General features: G+C 65.0%; 16 protein-coding genes. 4 read left to right on the top strand and 12 right to left on the bottom strand.

Annotation, left to right across the window (positions count from 1 at the left end; all coding sequences use genetic code 11):
- Positions 1–23 precede the first annotated feature (23 nt).
- Positions 24–1,154: a nitronate monooxygenase gene (locus PGN27_RS02335; protein WP_335324643.1), complete on the bottom strand. Its 1,131-nt coding sequence runs from the start codon at positions 1,152–1,154 to the stop codon at positions 24–26.
- 180 nt (positions 1,155–1,334) lie between these two features.
- On the opposite strand from PGN27_RS02335, the gene PGN27_RS02330 reads away from it, so the two are divergent.
- Positions 1,335–1,979 carry a fatty-acid--CoA ligase gene (locus PGN27_RS02330; RefSeq protein ID WP_335324642.1) on the top strand — a complete coding sequence of 215 codons (645 nt, stop codon included), beginning with the start codon at positions 1,335–1,337 and terminating at the stop codon, positions 1,977–1,979.
- A 30-nt stretch (positions 1,980–2,009) separates the two neighbouring features.
- Here the strand turns inward: PGN27_RS02330 and PGN27_RS02325 are convergent, their stop codons facing one another.
- The 10 genes from PGN27_RS02325 to PGN27_RS02280 all read right to left on the bottom strand — a co-directional run bounded on the left by PGN27_RS02325 (position 2,010) and on the right by PGN27_RS02280 (position 12,774).
- Positions 2,010–3,773, bottom strand: a complete 1,764-nt coding sequence (locus tag PGN27_RS02325) for an ABC transporter substrate-binding protein (RefSeq protein ID WP_335324641.1) — start codon at positions 3,771–3,773, stop codon at positions 2,010–2,012.
- Between the two features lie 97 nt (positions 3,774–3,870).
- On the bottom strand, positions 3,871–4,863 hold the full coding sequence (locus PGN27_RS02320; RefSeq protein ID WP_335324640.1) for an ABC transporter permease: 993 nt from the start codon (positions 4,861–4,863) through the stop codon (positions 3,871–3,873).
- Positions 4,860–6,377: a sugar ABC transporter ATP-binding protein gene (locus PGN27_RS02315; protein ID WP_335324639.1), complete on the bottom strand. Its 1,518-nt coding sequence runs from the start codon at positions 6,375–6,377 to the stop codon at positions 4,860–4,862. Before PGN27_RS02315 ends, PGN27_RS02320 begins: the two co-directional genes overlap by 4 nt.
- Before the next feature lie 8 nt (positions 6,378–6,385).
- Entirely contained in the window at positions 6,386–7,378 is a 993-nt protein-coding gene (locus tag PGN27_RS02310) for a sugar ABC transporter substrate-binding protein (protein WP_335324638.1), read from the bottom strand.
- 69 nt (positions 7,379–7,447) lie between these two features.
- The gene (locus PGN27_RS02305; protein WP_335324637.1) at positions 7,448–8,287 is read right to left on the bottom strand and encodes a polysaccharide deacetylase family protein; all 840 of its coding nucleotides are present in this window, start codon (positions 8,285–8,287) and stop codon (positions 7,448–7,450) included.
- A gap of 47 nt (positions 8,288–8,334) precedes the next feature.
- Positions 8,335–9,222, bottom strand: coding sequence for a nitrilase-related carbon-nitrogen hydrolase (locus tag PGN27_RS02300; protein WP_335324636.1), 888 nt, complete (start codon positions 9,220–9,222; stop codon positions 8,335–8,337).
- A gap of 32 nt (positions 9,223–9,254) precedes the next feature.
- Complete coding sequence (locus PGN27_RS02295) at positions 9,255–9,968, bottom strand: SDR family NAD(P)-dependent oxidoreductase (RefSeq protein ID WP_335324635.1); 714 nt, start codon at positions 9,966–9,968, stop codon at positions 9,255–9,257.
- Positions 9,969–9,991: 23 nt separating this feature from the next.
- Complete coding sequence (locus PGN27_RS02290; protein WP_335324634.1) at positions 9,992–10,708, bottom strand: SDR family NAD(P)-dependent oxidoreductase; 717 nt, start codon at positions 10,706–10,708, stop codon at positions 9,992–9,994.
- A 215-nt stretch (positions 10,709–10,923) separates the two neighbouring features.
- Entirely contained in the window at positions 10,924–11,673 is a 750-nt protein-coding gene (locus PGN27_RS02285; protein WP_335324633.1) for an HAD family hydrolase, read from the bottom strand.
- Between the two features lie 24 nt (positions 11,674–11,697).
- Positions 11,698–12,774, bottom strand: a complete 1,077-nt coding sequence (locus tag PGN27_RS02280; RefSeq protein WP_335324632.1) for an NAD(P)H-dependent amine dehydrogenase family protein — start codon at positions 12,772–12,774, stop codon at positions 11,698–11,700.
- A gap of 103 nt (positions 12,775–12,877) precedes the next feature.
- On the opposite strand from PGN27_RS02280, the gene PGN27_RS02275 reads away from it, so the two are divergent.
- The 3 genes from PGN27_RS02275 (at position 12,878) to PGN27_RS02265 (ending at position 15,230) form a co-directional block, all read left to right on the top strand.
- Positions 12,878–13,621, top strand: coding sequence for a glucose 1-dehydrogenase (locus tag PGN27_RS02275; protein WP_335324631.1), 744 nt, complete (start codon positions 12,878–12,880; stop codon positions 13,619–13,621).
- 78 nt (positions 13,622–13,699) lie between these two features.
- Positions 13,700–13,924, top strand: a complete 225-nt coding sequence (locus PGN27_RS02270) for a hypothetical protein (RefSeq protein ID WP_335324630.1) — start codon at positions 13,700–13,702, stop codon at positions 13,922–13,924.
- A 25-nt stretch (positions 13,925–13,949) separates the two neighbouring features.
- Positions 13,950–15,230, top strand: a complete 1,281-nt coding sequence (locus PGN27_RS02265; RefSeq protein ID WP_335324629.1) for a competence/damage-inducible protein A — start codon at positions 13,950–13,952, stop codon at positions 15,228–15,230.
- Positions 15,231–15,247: 17 nt separating this feature from the next.
- Here PGN27_RS02265 and PGN27_RS02260 read toward each other — a convergent pair whose 3' ends face one another.
- Positions 15,248–16,108 (bottom strand): LLM class F420-dependent oxidoreductase, encoded by an 861-nt coding sequence (locus tag PGN27_RS02260; protein WP_335324628.1) that lies wholly within the window; start codon positions 16,106–16,108, stop codon positions 15,248–15,250.
- Between the last annotated feature and the right edge of the window lie 3 nt (positions 16,109–16,111).

Genomic DNA, 16,111 nt, shown 5'->3' with positions numbered 1-16,111 from the left:
GGTCTTTCGGGTGGCCGTGCCTGCTACACGGTCGCGGCGTCGTTGATCTCGTTGAGCGTGTTGGAGGACTCCAGATACTCCTGCACCCAGCGTTCGATAACGGTGGAGGTCTTCTCGACCTTGGTGAACTGGCCCACCACCTGGCCGATGGGGTTGAAGGCCACGTCGATGGTCTGGTCCGGGAACTTGTGCGTGGCGGCCACGGCCATGCCCGACACCATGTACTGCAAGGGCATGCCCAGCGGTTCGGGATTACCTGCGGTCTGCCATGCATCGGTCCAGTCGTTGCGCAGCATCCGGCATGGCTTCCCGGTGAACGAACGGCTGCGCACGGTGTCGCGACTGGATGCTTTTGCGTATGTTGCCTGCTGCACCGGGGTGTTCTCGGCTTCCTCGACCATCAGCCACTGCGAGCCCGTCCACGCGCCCTGGGCACCCATCGCCAGTGCTGCGGCGATCTGGTAACCGCTGCCGATACCGCCGGCGGCCAGGACGGGGCGCGGTGCCACCGCCTTGACTACCTGTGGCCACAGCACGATGGAGCCGACCTCGCCGCAGTGGCCGCCGCCCTCGCCGCCCTGGGCGATGATGATGTCGACGTCGGCTTCGGCATGCTTGAGCGCTTGCGCGGGGGAGCCGCACAGCGCGGCGACCTTACGCCCGGACTCGTGGATGTGCGTGATCATGTCGGCGGGCGGAGTGCCGAGGGCGTTGGCGATCAGGGTGACCTTGGGATGTTGCAGGGCGATCTCCACCTGTGGGGTGGCGGTCGCCTCGGTCCAGCCGAGCAACTGGAGTGCGTTGTCATCGAGGTCTCCGGTGGGTACACCGTGGTCGGCCAACAACTTCTTGGCGAAGTCGAGGTGTTCCTGCGGCACCAGGGCGTTCAACGTGGCCTTCAGTTCATCGGCCGACATGTTGGCGTCCATGCCCTCGTACTTGTTCGGTATCACGATGTCCACGCCGTAGGGGTGATCACCGATGTGCTCGTCGATCCAGTTGAGCTCGACCTCGAGCTGTTCGGGGGTGAACCCGACCGCCCCGAGCACACCGAAACCGCCGGCCTTACTGACCGCGACGACGACGTCGCGGCAGTGGGTGAAGGCGAAGATCGGGAACTCGATGCCGAGTTGGTCACAGAGGGCGGTGTGCATACCTGCTCCTTGCTAGGGCGCGACTGAAACGTGTTCTAGTTTAGTATCACAGCGACTGTCGTCGACAGGGGGACTCTCGGCAAATCTGGGCCCGATGCCCACGCCACCGTGTGAGAATGTCGTTACCGCAACTGGCACATGCCATTAACAGCGACCGTATCCGCGATCCGGGGGTGTCCGATGAGGGATTGGCTGGCGAACTCGCTGGTGCTGGTCTCCGACTATCGGGTCCCCGACCCCTCCGCGGTGTGGATGCTGTTGCAGCGGCGCAGCGCTGCGCTCGCGGACATGGGTGTGCACCACGTCCTGGTGTACACCTCGACCACCGACTCCGATCGCGTTCTGGTGATCTTGGGAATTCATGCCCACGAGCCCGTGCGTGACCTGCTGCGTTCTCGCGTGTTCTTCGACTGGTTCGATGCCGTCGGCGTGCACGACCTGCCCGCGGTCTTCGCCGGGGAACTCATCGAACGCATCGATGTCGACACCGATACCCATGCCGCGCCGCCGGTCATGGTCTGTCTGGTCACCTCGGTCGCCGATATCGTTCAGCTGAACCGTCGGGTCCGAGAGGACGCCGTGACGCTTCGTTCCGCCGGTGTGCAGCGATTCTGGAGTTTTCGCGCCCTCGATGACCCGCATGAGGTGCTGCTCCTACAACAGGTCGACGACGAATCCAGCGCTCGGCGCTGGCTGCACGAATCAGAGAATGCCGCCGTCTGGCTCGCCGAGGCCGGCGTCGGCGCCTATCCGCCCGTGTTCATCGGACGTTTCTTGCAGATGATGACCATCGAACCCACCCGCGACGATCCTCCTCGGAATTGACCCGCAGGATCGGCCGGCCGTTCCGGGTGATCAGCGAGCCTGGACACCGAACCACGGCGGTAGCCGGAATGTTCCGTCGGCTTGGCTGGCAGGACTGAGAATGCGGTGGCCGTTGCCCTGGATCTGGTACACCAGATGAGCTAGTGCAAGCGACCCGTCACCGTTGGATGCGGGGTACGCGCGTGCGGACTGATCGGCAGCTCCCATGTAGTACACCCCGTTGACTCCCCGGTGCACGCCCGAGCGCAGTTCCTCGGCGACCATCCGGTGATCGTGCGGTCGGGTGGTGCGCGACCACGCGTTGGCCAGGATCATCGCTCGGTCGTAGCTGATCCCGGCGTGTGACCGTCCAGGCGCCACCCCGTATGCCCGCCGGTAGGAGTCGGCGAACGTGGTGCCGACCGGATCGGAGTAGGTGCCCGTTGTGGTGGCCCAGATGATGCCCTCGGCCTGCTCGCCGAGACGCTGGCGAAACTCCGGTATCGAGGGCGCATACAGGCAGTAGATCAGGGCGTCGGGCGCGGCGGTGAGCAGCGCGCGGATGAATGCCAACGCTCCGTTGATGAAGTAATCGCCCACCATCACCGCGGCCGGGGCGAGATCTCGGATGCGATCGGCGCATCGCGCCCAGTCCCGTTCGGTGGGTCCCACCGGAATCACCAGGAGTTCCCAGCCAGAGGAAGCGGCGATGTCTGCGGCGTGCTCCAGGCCGAGATCGGTCACCTCCCAACCGCCCTGCAAGACGACCAAGGTGCGGCTTGACGGCCGCCACTGGTCACGAGTCCGTAGATCCTGCAGAAAGCTGACAAAGCCCGGTCCATAGTTGGTGTCGCTGGGGCACACCTGGAATATCCGGCCATAACGGGCTGGATTGTCGCGCACGCGATCTGCCATCACCTGCAGTGTCGCCGCATGTAGGTACGGCGCACCGTGATCGGCGGCAATTTCATGGGCAATGTCCTGCCAGGCGAAATACCCGGAGGTGAAGGCGTCGACATTGCGCTCGGCCAACGAGAGCATCGCCTGTTCGATACTGGTGCGGGAGGTGATATCCACGTCCGCGGTGGCCAATTCGACGCGTCGACCGTTAACGCCGCCGCGCGCGTTGATCTCACGCAGTGCCAGCTCGGTGCCTCGAACCATCTCGACCCCGTCGGAGCGTGCCTGGCCGGTGAGTGGGACAGCTGCTCCGATCACCAGTGGCTGCAATTTGATTCGGCGTGAAGGCTGGACCAGTCGAGGTGCTGGAAGGGCACAACTGGCCCGTATCAACGGCACGTGCTCCAGGCCCCTGGTGCCGCCTTGCACAGGTAGAAGCATCAGTCCGTGGTTCATGGCGATGATCGCCGCCGAAGTCCGCCCGGCCGCGCCCAGCTTGGTCAGCACCCGGTCGACGTGGGTGGTCACCGTGCGCGGACTGAGCATCAGCCGGGCCGCGATCTCTGCGTTGGTGAGGCCACCGCTGAGCAGCGTGAGCACCTCGAGTTCGCGCGTGGTCACCGGTAGCCCTGCGTCCGGTTCGACCACCACCTCGGCCTCTGCGTCGGCCACCGTCACGGTGATCCGATAGAGACGGTTGCCGCCGCGCCACCGAAAGGTGAGGGTGTCCAGATCGTCTCGCAGCGCACCGCGGGCCACCTGTATCAGGTCGGGGTGCAGATCAGCCCGATCGCCATCCGCCACCGTCGCCGGGTGAACGCATTCGCCGCGGAGTCTGCTCGTTGATCCGGTCGCGGTGACCACGGCGCAGAAGGGCCGAGCATCGTCGTGCGCGCGGGCCCCTGCTGATCCCATCGGTGCTCTCCCTTCGTGTATCGGTGTCCAATTGTCGCCTTGACGGTCGATATCGGTCTACCGCTGTGCCGCGGGCGGGCCGTTGCGCGCTGTCCGTTCACGACTTCCGGCGGACTGCGGCGTCCAGGGCCACCGCCGCGATCACGATCAGACCCTTGGCGATCAATTGCCAATGCTGGCTCACGTTGAGGCTGTAAAAGACGTTGGTCAGGGTCGCCAGAATCAGCAAACCCACGAAGGATCGCCACATCGCGCCCTCGCCGCCGCGTAGTGATGTGCCACCGACCACGACGATGGCGATGGCGTCCAGTGCCATGGTGGCGCCGACATCGGCCTGACCGACCGCCAGCCGCGATGCATCGATCATTCCCGCGAGTGCGGCGAGTGCACCGGTGAGCGCGTACACCCCTGCGGTCAGCGTCGGCACCCGCAGGCCGGACAGCCAGGCTGCCTCGACGTTGCCGCCCACCGCCTGAACGTTGCGGCCCACGGTTGTCTTGGACAGGACCAGGCCACCGACGGTGAACGTCACCAACAGAATGAGGATCGGTGTGGGTACGCCCAGCGTCCTGGAATTTGCCAGGGCCTGGAAGCTCCGGTCGGAGACGATGAACGGGGCGGAGTTCGAATAGATATAGGCGATGCCGGCGATCACCGACGCCGAGCCGAGGGTGGCCACGAAGGGATTGATCTTCAGTCGGGCGACCAGCAATCCGTTGGCCACACCGCACACCACGCCGGCGGTCAATGCGATCACTCCCGCCAGCGCGATGGAATTCGTCGAGATCATCACGCCGGCGAAAACTGTTGAGCCCAATGCATAGGTGGCGCCGACGGAGAGATCGAACCCGCCGGAGATGATGACGAATGTCATCCCGACCGCGATGATGCCGACAGATGCGTTCTGCACCAGGATGTCACGCAGGTTGTCCGGTGCCAGGAAGCCGTCGTAGAGGATGCTGGCCACCACGAACAGAATCGCCAGCACACCGAGCATGCTGTAGCGATAGGTCACAGCGACCAGGTTCCGGCTTTTCGGGCCACCAGGAGTTGCGGGGGACTGTTGGGTGGGTGCAGCGGGAGCGGTCATGCGACGTCCTCTTTGAAGCCGAGTCTGACGATCTCGGGAACCGTGAAATTCTCTGACGTGGAGTCGATCTCGCCGACGATGCGACCATGGGAGAACACCAGCAGGCGGTCTGCGATCGCCAGGACCTCCTCCAACTCGGAGGAGGTCACCACGACCGAGGCGCCTTGCTCGGCGAGTGCGACGAGTGAGGCAAGTACTTCGGATTTTGCGCCGATGTCGATCCCTCGCGTGGGCTCGTCGATGAACAACGTCGACGGTGCGTGGCCTGCCCACTTGGCCAGCAACACCTTCTGCTGATTGCCACCTGACAGGCGCGAGACGTGTTCGCCGAGGCGCTTGGGATCGAAGCCGAAGTATTCCGCCTGGGTGGTGGCCCCGGCGCGTTCTCTGGCGGGCCGCAGCCAACCACCGGAGCGCGACGGGCGTCCCAACCAGTAGTTGGTCGCCCCACTCATGTTCATGACCAGCCCACTGCGACGGCTTTCGGGTACGTGTGCCAGCCCGGCGGCGATGGCCGATCGCGGTGACGTAGGCCATGGAATCGTTTTGTTGCGCAGCGACATTTCGCCCGAGGATGAGGACTCCAGTCCACACACAGATCGCATGAATCGGGTGCGGCCGGAGCCCACCAAGCCCCACAGGCCGACAATCTCGCCCTCGCGGACGGTGAGCTCGAGCGGGGTCATCCCAGGGCGCGGAACCACATTGCGCACCTGCAGGACAACCGGACCCAGTGGCCGATGAGACGATCTCACGTTGACGGCCACGTCCCGGCCGACCATGGCCCTGATCAGCTTCTGCCGATCCCACTGCCGGCGCGGCGCGGTGCGGACGACCGCACCCTCGCGCAGCACCGTGATGTGGTCGGATAGCCCGAGCACCTCCTCGAGATTGTGGCTGACGAAGATGATGGTGGTGCCCGACTGTTTGAGCTGATTGAGGATCCGATAAAGCATGTCTCTTTCGGCTTCGGCGAGAGCGGCACTCGGCTCATCGAGCATCAGCACCCTGCTCTGCGCCTGTACGCCACGCATGATCTCAAGGACCTGCTGTGAAGACACCGACAGCTCACGCGTGGGTACGCCCGCCGGAATGTTGACGCCGAACTGCGCACACAGTTCGGTGTAACGCGCGCGCATACCGGCGGCGTGGAGAACCCCACCTCGATGCATTGGCTGGCCCAGAAAGACATTCGCCACCGCGTCCAGCGCGGGGACCATGGTCAGCTCCTGGTACACCGCCGCCAGCCCGAGCTCGCGGACATCTCGGGGATTGGCACCCCTCAGCGGGTTTCCGAAGACCGTCACCTGTCCGGACGATGCAGGCAACCTGCCGCTGATCATGCCGAGCAGGGTGGACTTACCTGCGCCGTTCTCACCGACGAGGGCATGGATGGTGCCACTGTCCACCTGAAGGTCGACATGCTTGACGGCCTTGTTGGCGCCGAAGGTCTTCGAGACGTCGCGACAACCGATGGCCACCGTATCCGGGGGAGTCTGGACTGCGGTTTGCATGGGTGTTCCTAATACTCCGCCGTGAAAAGGCCGACATTGTCCTTGGTCACGAATGGAGTGCCGGGCAGCGAGTCGGACTCGGCCAGGTTCACGAAGCGCGCCGTGTCGATTCCCTGGACCACTTCGGCGATACCTTCGATGGACTTCCGGGACTCCATTCTCGGCAGCATCATGACAGTGCTGGTAAGGGTTCCGGCGCGGACGCTGTCCAATGACCAAGCGTCGCCGCCGAAATCGTAGATGTCGACATCTCGTCCATTGACCGCCTGCACGACGCCGCGGCTCATGCCCGAAAAGTTCGACATGATGACATCGAGGTCGGGATTGGCCTGCAGAATGGTCTGGGCCGCCTGGAAGCCCTTCGGTGTTGTGTAGTCGGTGGTCTGCCTGGCCACCACCTGGTACTTGTCTTCGCTGTCGAAAGCCTTGGCTGCCTCGAAGAATGCGATGGTGTTCGCGTTGAGGTCGGGCCCCGAGATCAGCGCGATCTTTGCCCCGTCGGGATGATCCTTCTTGACCTGCTCGACCCACTGTTCGTACACGTCGATCGTCTGCCCGCCGACGTAGTTCACGGTTCCGGGCTCCCAGGTCTGGTCACCGGCATTGGTGGCGCGTCCACAGATGGGGAGGTTGAAGACGCTGACCATGATTTGCTTGGCCGATGCCTGCTGGGTCAGCAGATTGCAGACGAGATTGCCGTCGTTGGGCTCTACGGCAAAGGCGTTGTACTTGCCGCTGGTGATCGCCGACTGCATCTGGTCGAACTGTGTCTGCGCGCTGAATTGACCGTCGAAGATGTCGATCTGGGCGCCGAGCTCGGCAGCGGTGGTCTTGGCTTCGGCGATTCCCGCTTGCAGATACGAGTTGCTACTGCCTGCGGAGAAATAGGCGATCTTGAGATCTTTCGGATCGCTGACAGTTGGTTTCACCTGTGCCGCGGTGCCTTCTGGCGGACCGGTGTCATCAACGCTGCATGCCGGCAGGCCGGCCAGCAGCGCCACCGCGGCGATCGCGTGCAGCGGGTTCATTCTCATGGAAAGCTCCTTGGTGGTCGAGGCTGTGGCGGGATGTCAATCTGTCCAGGTGTCATAGATGTCGCTGAGGCTGGTGAACCACACACCGTCATGGCCACTCATGTAGTCGAGCAGCCGCTCGAACATGATGATGTGGTGGGCGCGTGCGATCGTCTGCGGATGGACGGTGATCGCCATGACCCCGCCCTCGATGTTCTGGTAGGCGTAGTCGAAGTGGTCTTTCCACCGCTGGTAGATCGTCTCGGTGGAACCGAGACCCTGGTTGATCCCTGGGATGTACTCGACGGCAGGAAAGTCGTCGAGATACCACGAAACCGGGAGTTCCAGGATCGGGGACGGGTCACCGAACACGCTCCCGTCCTCGTAGCCCACTGTGACCGGCCGCGGATGGTAGGGCTCGAAATCGCGACCCATCAACGACGAATCCCACTCGAAGCCATACTCTTCCAGCAAACCGAGCGTGTGCTCGGTGAAATCCCATGCAGGGGAGCGGTATCCACGCGGTCGCTTGCCTACGTACTTCTCATGCTCTTGAAGGGTGCGTTCCATCAACCTGCGTTCGGTGTCGTGATCGAGAGTGGGCACCGCCTCGTGGAAGCAGCCATGCGCGGCGATCTCGTGTCCCGCTTCCACTATCGAAGAGAAGCGCCGGGGGTAGGTTTGCATGCTGTGCGCGGGCGTGCACCAGGTGCCCTTGATGCTGTATTTCTCCATAAGGGCCAGCACCCTGGGCACCCCGACCTCTGCGCAGAATTCTCCGCGCGAAAGGTACGAGGGGCTGGACTTTCCGAACGTGCCCATCCAGACACTGTCGGCATCGAAGTCCGCGCCGATGTTGACGGCCAGCCTCATTCCTGCGGGAAGATTCAGGGGCATGATTTTCTCCTTGAGAGTGGGTGGGTGACGCAAGCGAACCGGAGCGATCAGGGCGCCGGCAGTAGATCCTCGTGGAAGCTGTTGCGGTACAGCCCGGCACGCCGCTGGCGGTCATGAAAGGTGGTTGCCGCACCGCTGCGGCGGTTCTCCGCCAATGCGTCGAGATCAAGTGTGGCGTGAATGACGCTCTCGACGTTTTGCGGTGCTTCGATCAGCACACCGTCGGCCGGAAAACCGGTGTCACAGGGTCCCAACACAGATGCGCGAGCCCAACCGGGGGACAGCGGTGACCCCAGGCTTCCGGTCACCGGTGCGTGCACCGCGTACACCTGGTTCTCGATGCAGCGCGCGGCCAGGCAGTGCCGGACGCGGTAGAAGCCGGCTTCGGTGAAGGTGTAGGAGGGGCTGAGGATCAGTTCCGCCCCGCGCCGCGACAAGACGGTGGCGACTTCCGGGACCTCGGCCTCGTAGCAGATCGCGATGCCGACGGTGACATGACCGAGGTCGATCGGTTCCAGGGTGTCGCCCTCGGTGGTGCCCCACTCGGCCTCCGCCGGGAAGATGTGGGTCTTCTCGTGGGTGTGCATCACCCCTGCCGGTGTGAACAGGTGGGCGACGTTGAGCAGAGCATCTCCTGGACCGCGCACGAGGTGGCTGCCCGCCAGGATCGTCTGTCCACGGCTGCGGGCCAAGTCGGCGAACAGCGCCCGGTAGTCGTCGGTGTAGTCGGCGATCCGGCCCAGCGCCGATACCGGATCGGATCGCCAGTCGGGGTCGATGGTGAACAGAGACTCGGTGAACAACTCGGGAAAGACCGTGACCTGGGCGCCCTCGGTCTGATCAACGAGTGTGGTCACCTGGGTGGCGAATTCGGCGAAGTTCGTGACCGGACGCATCTCGAACTGGACGGCGGCGACGGAGAGAGTTCTCGGCATCGTGGTTCCTATCTGGGATGTGGGTGGACGGGTCAGCGGGCGAGCATGCCGCCGTCGATCACCAGATCGCTTCCGGTGACGTAGGAGGCTTCGTCGCTGGCCAGGAACACGCACCCGTGCGCGATTTCCACCGGTTCTGCGCCCCGGCCCAAGGGCGTCGCCCCGATCACGTCCTGGTTGATGGCCGGGTCCTGCGCCTCTGCCAGCGGGGTGCGCACCCAGCCAGGGATGACCGAGTTGACCCGGATGTTGTGGGCGGCGTAGGTGATTGCAGCGTTTCGTGTCATGGACCGCACGGCTCCCTTTGCGGCCTGATAGGCGGCCACACCTGATCCGCCCACGACGCCCCAGGCCGAGGACAGGTTGATGATGGACCCACCTCGCTGCTTCATTCCGGGTATCACCGCACGCATCCCGAGCATGACGCCGGTTTGATCCACGGCGAGCACTCGCTCCCACTCGGCGTCGGTGACGGTGACGATGTCGGCATAGGCGATCACACCGGCGTTGTTGACCAGGACGTCGATCGTCCCGCTCAGGCGGGTTATGGTGTCCACCACCTGTGCCCACTGATCTGGGTCGGTGACGTCGAGGGGCATCGTCTGACTTCCGGACGGCAGTTGGCCGGTGGTGAGGTCGGTGGCATAGACGGTGGCGCCCTGGGCGGCGAACTGTTCGGCCACACTGCGGCCGATGCCTTGCGCTGCTCCGGTCACCAAGGCGACCTTGCCTGCGAGTCGGTTCATGATTCCTGTCTTCGGTCCGGGCCCTACCGGGCCAGATATCCACCATCGATGGGCAGTTCGATCCCGGTGACGAATTTTGCTTCGTCTGAGGCCAAAAACACTGCACCCCAGGCAATATCATCAGGATCTGCGATTCCCGCCAACGGTGTGTGGTCGAGGTAGCGGTTGTTGACCTCGTCGGTCTGCCCGAGGGTCATCGGTGTCGGGATCCAGCCAGGGAGAATGACGTTGGCCCGAATCCGCTCTGCGGCATACGTGATGGCGGCGTTCTTGGTCATGGTGATCACCGCGCCCTTACTGGCGTGGTACGCGCTGATTCCTGGCACGGCCGCGGCACCGCAGATCGACGAGACGTTCACGATTGCACCGCCTCCCGCGCGGCGCATCGCCGGGATGGCCGCGCGCATGCCGTAGAGCACTCCGGTCTGATTGACACCGATGATCCGCGACCACTCGCTCACCGATGAGTTCTCGATGTCCTGATAGCCGGCGACGCCGGCGTTGTTCACCAGGATATCGACTCGGCCGTAAGCACTTTCGGCGCTGCCGACGATCTCGTCCCACCGGTCGGGCGATGTCACGTCCTGTGTGAGCACCCGGATGGAGTCGATATCAGCGGGTCCCGACACATCGGTCGCGATGACCTCGGCGCCTTCGTCGGCGCAGCGTTTGGCTATCGCCAATCCGATTCCACCGGCAGCTCCGGTGACTATCGCGACCTTTCCGGCCAACCGGCCCATCGCATTACCTTCTCTCTGGCGGCGGGCACGCCCCGCGACCTTGCATGAGTGAAGATGTTCGAGTGTGGCTGCGTCATCCGTACTTCTACGTAGTGATGCGGATCGCCAGCTCTCAGCTGGGCATATGCGAAGCATCCAAAGGCAGGTTTGACACCTCGGAAACCGTGATTAACGCGGTGGAAACGCAATAGGCGGGTATCGGTTCGCCGATGCGGTCATCGGCTCCGGGGCCGCGCGGTTCGGAACCACCGGCGGTGGTCCTCCTCGGAACTGACCCGCAGGATCGGCCAGCCGTTTCGGGTGGCCGCCGCGGCCAGACCGGACCGTGGATTCACCGCATGGGGGTGCCCGACGGCGTCGAGCAGCGGCAGATCCTCGGTGCCGTCGGCGTAGCAGAAGCTCTGCCCGAGCTCGACGCCGTTGGCGATGCTGAACTCGGTGACCGCGCGGGCCTTGTTGCGGCCCCAGATGATGGGTCGCACTATCTCACCCGTCAGCCTGCCTGCGTCGTCGACGTCGAAGTGGTTGCACAGCACATGCTCGATCCCTAGATGGCGGGCCACCGGTCCGGCGTGCATGGTCAGCGCCGACGAGCTCATGGCCACGGTGTGCCCGCGCTCCTGATGTGCGGCGACCACCTTGGTCATCAGCGGGAACAGCCGGCCGATGATGCGCTCGTTGAACAACGTCTCGCCGAGGGCCTCGAGCTCGGCGAGGGAATCGCCCACCAGATAGCCGGCGGCCCGCTGCAGCAACCGGGCGAATTCCATGCGCCCGACCTTGTAGCGGACCGAGGCTTCCAGGATCCCGGTGAGTTCTCCGAAGCCCGACTGGCCGTTGCGGAAGCGGTGACCGGCATGCACGGTGGCGGTGAATCCGCGCACCAGCGTGCCGTCGAGGTCGAAGAATGCGCCGACCTGCGGCCCCGGCGGACTCGCAAGGACGGCGGCTAGCGGGTCGGTCACCACTCCATTGTGCGGATCGGTGGATCAGACCTGGTAGACCAGGCCCTTGCCGGTGCCCAGTGGCAGGTCGAGGGTGGTGCGGATGCCCGTGGGGGCAGCGATGACGTCCGGGATCGCGTTCACGATCCGCCCCGCTGCGGCCAGGATCGCTGCGTAGTTGTGGTCGCCGCGAGTGCTCGTCGGGCAGATGTCCACGACATATGACGGTTCGCCGGTGATCTCGACGCGGTAGGAGCCGCCGGGCTGGGCGGGCTGGGCCCAGTCCGGGCGTAGGTCCTCGCGCACCCTGGTGATGTGTTCGACGACGATCACCGGTCGGCCACCGACCATGCCGTTGATCTCGAACCGCATCGCGGCCACGGTGCCCTTGGCGATGGTTCCGGTGGCGACCTCGATATCCTCGGGGGCGGGCTCCAGCTCGTAGCTTTCGGTGATCTCCTCGACCTCGACGCCCAGTCCGGCCGCGAGCATCCTGATGGCCGTTCCCCACGCGGCACCGAGGACCCCCGGCAGGAACAGCAAGCCCGGTTGGTCGATCGGATTGCCGAATCCCATGACGATCGACATCACCTCGGTGCCGTCGTAGGTGGCGTAGTCGGCGATCTCCATGGTCTTGATCTGGTCGATGCGCTGACAGGTGCTGGCGATCGCGAAGGGCACCAGGTCGCTGGCGAAGCCGGGATCGACCCCGGTGATGTATACACTCGAATTGCCTTGGCGGGCAGCCTCTTCCACGCGGGCGATGGCCTTCTCCGGCATGGCTCCCCAGGGGAATTGCAGGCCACCCGGTGCCGACCCGACAACATTGATGCCTGCGGCAAGGGCAGCCATCACGTCCTTGGTCGCCTCCACCGGGCGGGTGTCACCCATCGCGCAGTACACGAGGCAGTCCGGCGCGGCGGCGATGGCGTCATCCATGCCGAGGGTGGCCGTCACGCCGGTGACGGTGTCCAGGCCGGCCAGTTCGCCGGCGTCGACGCCCACCTTTGCTTCGGTGGACGTGCCGACGGCGACGAGGTCGAACCGTGGATCCTCGATCAGCTGGATCAGGGCCAGCCGTCCACAGTTTCCGGTGCCGACGAGTGCCACGCGAATGGCCATACGAATCTCCTGACAGTGTGTGGTCTGATCGCAGTATGCGCGGTTCGGCCGCGAATTGGAACAGGTTCTAGTTCGGTCATGGCGTGCGGTAGCGTGTGCGCGCATGGGACGCGTGGACGACAAAGTTGTACTGATCAGCGGTGGGGCGCAGGGGATGGGCGCCGCGCACGCCCGGATGTTGGTGGCCGAGGGCGCCAAGGTGGTGATCGGCGACATCCTCGATGACAAGGGTGAGGCGCTGGCAGCCGAAATCGGCGATGCCGCACGGTACATCCACCTCGACGTCACCCAGGCCGATCAGTGGGATGCCGCGGTCAATCTTGCCGTCGAGACCTACGGCAAGGTCACCACACTGGTCAACAATGCCGGCATCGTCGCGCTGGGCAAGATCGGCCAGTTCGACATGACGAAATGGCAGAAGGTCATCGACGTCAACCTCACCGGCACCTTCCTGGGCATGCAGGCCGTCGTCGAGCAGATGAAGGCCGCCGGTGGCGGATCGATCATCAACGTTTCCTCGATCGAAGGCTTGCGCGGTGCACCCATGGTGCACCCGTATGTGGCCTCCAAGTGGGCCGTTCGCGGTCTGGCGAAATCTGCCGCGATCGAGCTCGGCAAGTTCAACATCCGGATCAACTCGGTGCACCCCGGGTTCATCCGTACGCCGATGACCAAGCATTTCCCCGATGACATGGTCACCTCGCCGCTGGGGCGCCCCGGTACTTCCGAAGAGGTGGCGACCTTCATCGTGTTCCTGACCAGCGACGAGTCGTCCTTTTCCACCGGCGCGGAATTCGTCGTCGACGGTGGCCTGGTGACCGACGTCCCGCACAAGGACCTCTTCTGATCCGGTGCCGACCGGCACCGCTCGAGGCGCCCGCCACCGCACAGGGCAGGATGGCGGGTAGCCGACAGAGGAGGACCCATGGCTGACGGAACGGAACGGCAGGCCCTCGCCGACTTCACCGCCGACAAGGGATGGAACCGGCGTACGGTCGACCGCGTCGACGTCTATCTGCGTGATGCGACCCGAATCCGGGTGATCTGGGCTGGTGACGACGCGCTCTCCGGTGGCTCGCGCTACCACGACGACATGATGGAGCAGTACACCCGCGAGCTCGACACGGTGAAGGGCTGGCTGTCCCGCTGAGTGTCGCGCTGCCTAGGCTTGAGATATGAGCGTGCGCGCCGGGATCGTGATCACCGGGACCGAAGTGCTGACCGGTCGGGTCCGTGATCTCAACGGTCCGTGGTTGGCCGACCGGCTGCTGGAGTTGGGTGTCGAGCTGGCGCACATCACGCAATGTGGTGACCGCGCCGAGGATCTCACCGCACAGCTGGTGTTCTTGGCGGGTCAGCATGTCGATCTCATCATCACCAGCGGTGGGCTCGGCCCGACCGCCGATGATCTGACGGTCGCGACCGTCGCCGGGTTCTACGGGCGCGATCTCGTCCTGGACGACGAGCTGGAACAACGCATCGCGGCCATCTTGCGCCGGCTCGGCGCGAGCAGACCTGGTGTGGATTTCGACGCCGTGATGGCGGCCAATCGCAAACAGGCGATGGTTCCGGTGGGTGCCCTGATCCTCGAGCCGGTCGGCACCGCCCCCGGTGTCGTCCTGCATTCCGAGCATCTGCCCACCGTGGTGGTGCTGCCCGGCCCGCCGCGGGAGTTGCAGCCGATGTGGTCGACCGCGGTCGCCACCGACGCTGTCCAGCAGGCGATAGCCGGACGCACCCGGTACTTACAGCAGACGGTGCGGATGTTCGGGCTGCCCGAGTCCGGGCTGGCAGAAACCCTGCGCGAGGCCCAGTCCCGGGTTGCCGGATTCGACGACCTGGAGATCACCACCTGCCTGCGGCGCGGGGAGTTGGAGATCGTCACCCGGTATGAGCCCGAGGCCGCCGACAGCTACACCGCGCTCGTCGATCTGCTGCGCGACCGCTATCCACGAGAGCTGTTCTCCGAGGACGGTTCCCTGATCGACGATCAGATCGCCGGATTGCTTGCCGGACGGACCATCGCCACCGCGGAATCGTGCACGGCCGGGCTGCTGGCGGCCCGACTGGCCGACCGAGCCGGTTCGTCTGCCTATCTCACAGGCGGGGTGGTGTCCTACTCCAACGAGGCCAAGATCGAGCTGCTCGGCGTCGACGAGGCCCTGATCGCCCAGCACGGCGCGGTGTCCGAACCGGTCGCTCGGGCGATGGCCGACGGTGCGCTCGCCAGGTTCGGCGTCGACACGGCGGTGGGCATCACCGGGATCGCCGGCCCCGGCGGGGGATCGGAGCTGAAACCGGTGGGCACGGTGTGCTTCGGGTTGGCCCTGGCCGGTCGCGACACCGTGGCGCGGACGCTGCACTTGCCGGGAGACCGCAGCGATGTCCGCGAACGGTCGACCACCGTCGCGATGCATCTACTGCGCGAGCACCTGGGGGGCACCACGCTGTCGTGACCTGAACCGGCGAGACGTCAGTTCAGAACCGGTGCCAGCCTGCGCCACTGCGCCATCGGCATTGCCGACGGGTCGGCGTCGAGGATCTGCACGCACACATGATCGGCACCAGCGGCTTTGTGCTCGTTGACCCGCGCCAGGATCGCCTCCTCGTCACCGGATACCACGATGGCGTCGACCAGCCGGTCGCTCACATTGTGGACATCGTCCTCGGTGAATCCGGACCGCAGCAGGTTGTTCGCGTAGTTGGGCATCGCCAGGTAATTTCGCACCCAGTCACGGGCGATACCGCGGGCGGCAGCTGCGTCGTCGCTGAGCACCGCGGTCTGCTCCGGCAGTAGCAGGGGCCCGGTTCCGAGGACCTCACGCGCTGTCGCGGTGTGCTCCGGGGTCACCAGGTAGGGGTGGGCGCCACGGGAGCGATCGGCGGCAAGGGTCAGCATCTTCGGACCCAGCGCGGCCAGCACGCGATCTTCGGGGGCCACCGGCTGCTCGGCGTTGTCGAGACCGTCCAAGAAGGCCGCGGTCGCTGCCAGTGGCTTGCGGTAGGTCCCGGGGGATTTCGAGTCGATCAGCGGGGCATGGCTGACACCGATGCCCAGCAGGAACCGCCGGCCGTGGGCTGCCTGCAGTCGCGCGTGTGCGGCAGCCACTTCCGCCGGGGCATGCATCCAGAGGTTCAGGATGCCGGTGGCCACGGTGATGCTCGTGGTCGCCGCCAGCAGGTTCTCCACCGATTCGAGCACCGGCCCGCCCACATCCGGGATCCAGACCGCCGGATAACCCAGCTGCTCCAGCTCGGCCACCGCCTCGGCGGCCTGCCCGGCGTCACCGTAGCGTAGGTGTGAGCTCCAGATGCCGGTGCCCGAAAGATCCACGTG

Origin of the sequence: Mycolicibacterium neoaurum, from assembly GCF_036946495.1 — a bacterium.
Lineage (GTDB): Bacteria > Actinomycetota > Actinomycetes > Mycobacteriales > Mycobacteriaceae > Mycobacterium > Mycobacterium neoaurum_B.
Note: the sequence above shows the minus strand (reverse complement) of the source record. Positions and strands in the feature narration are given on the sequence as shown.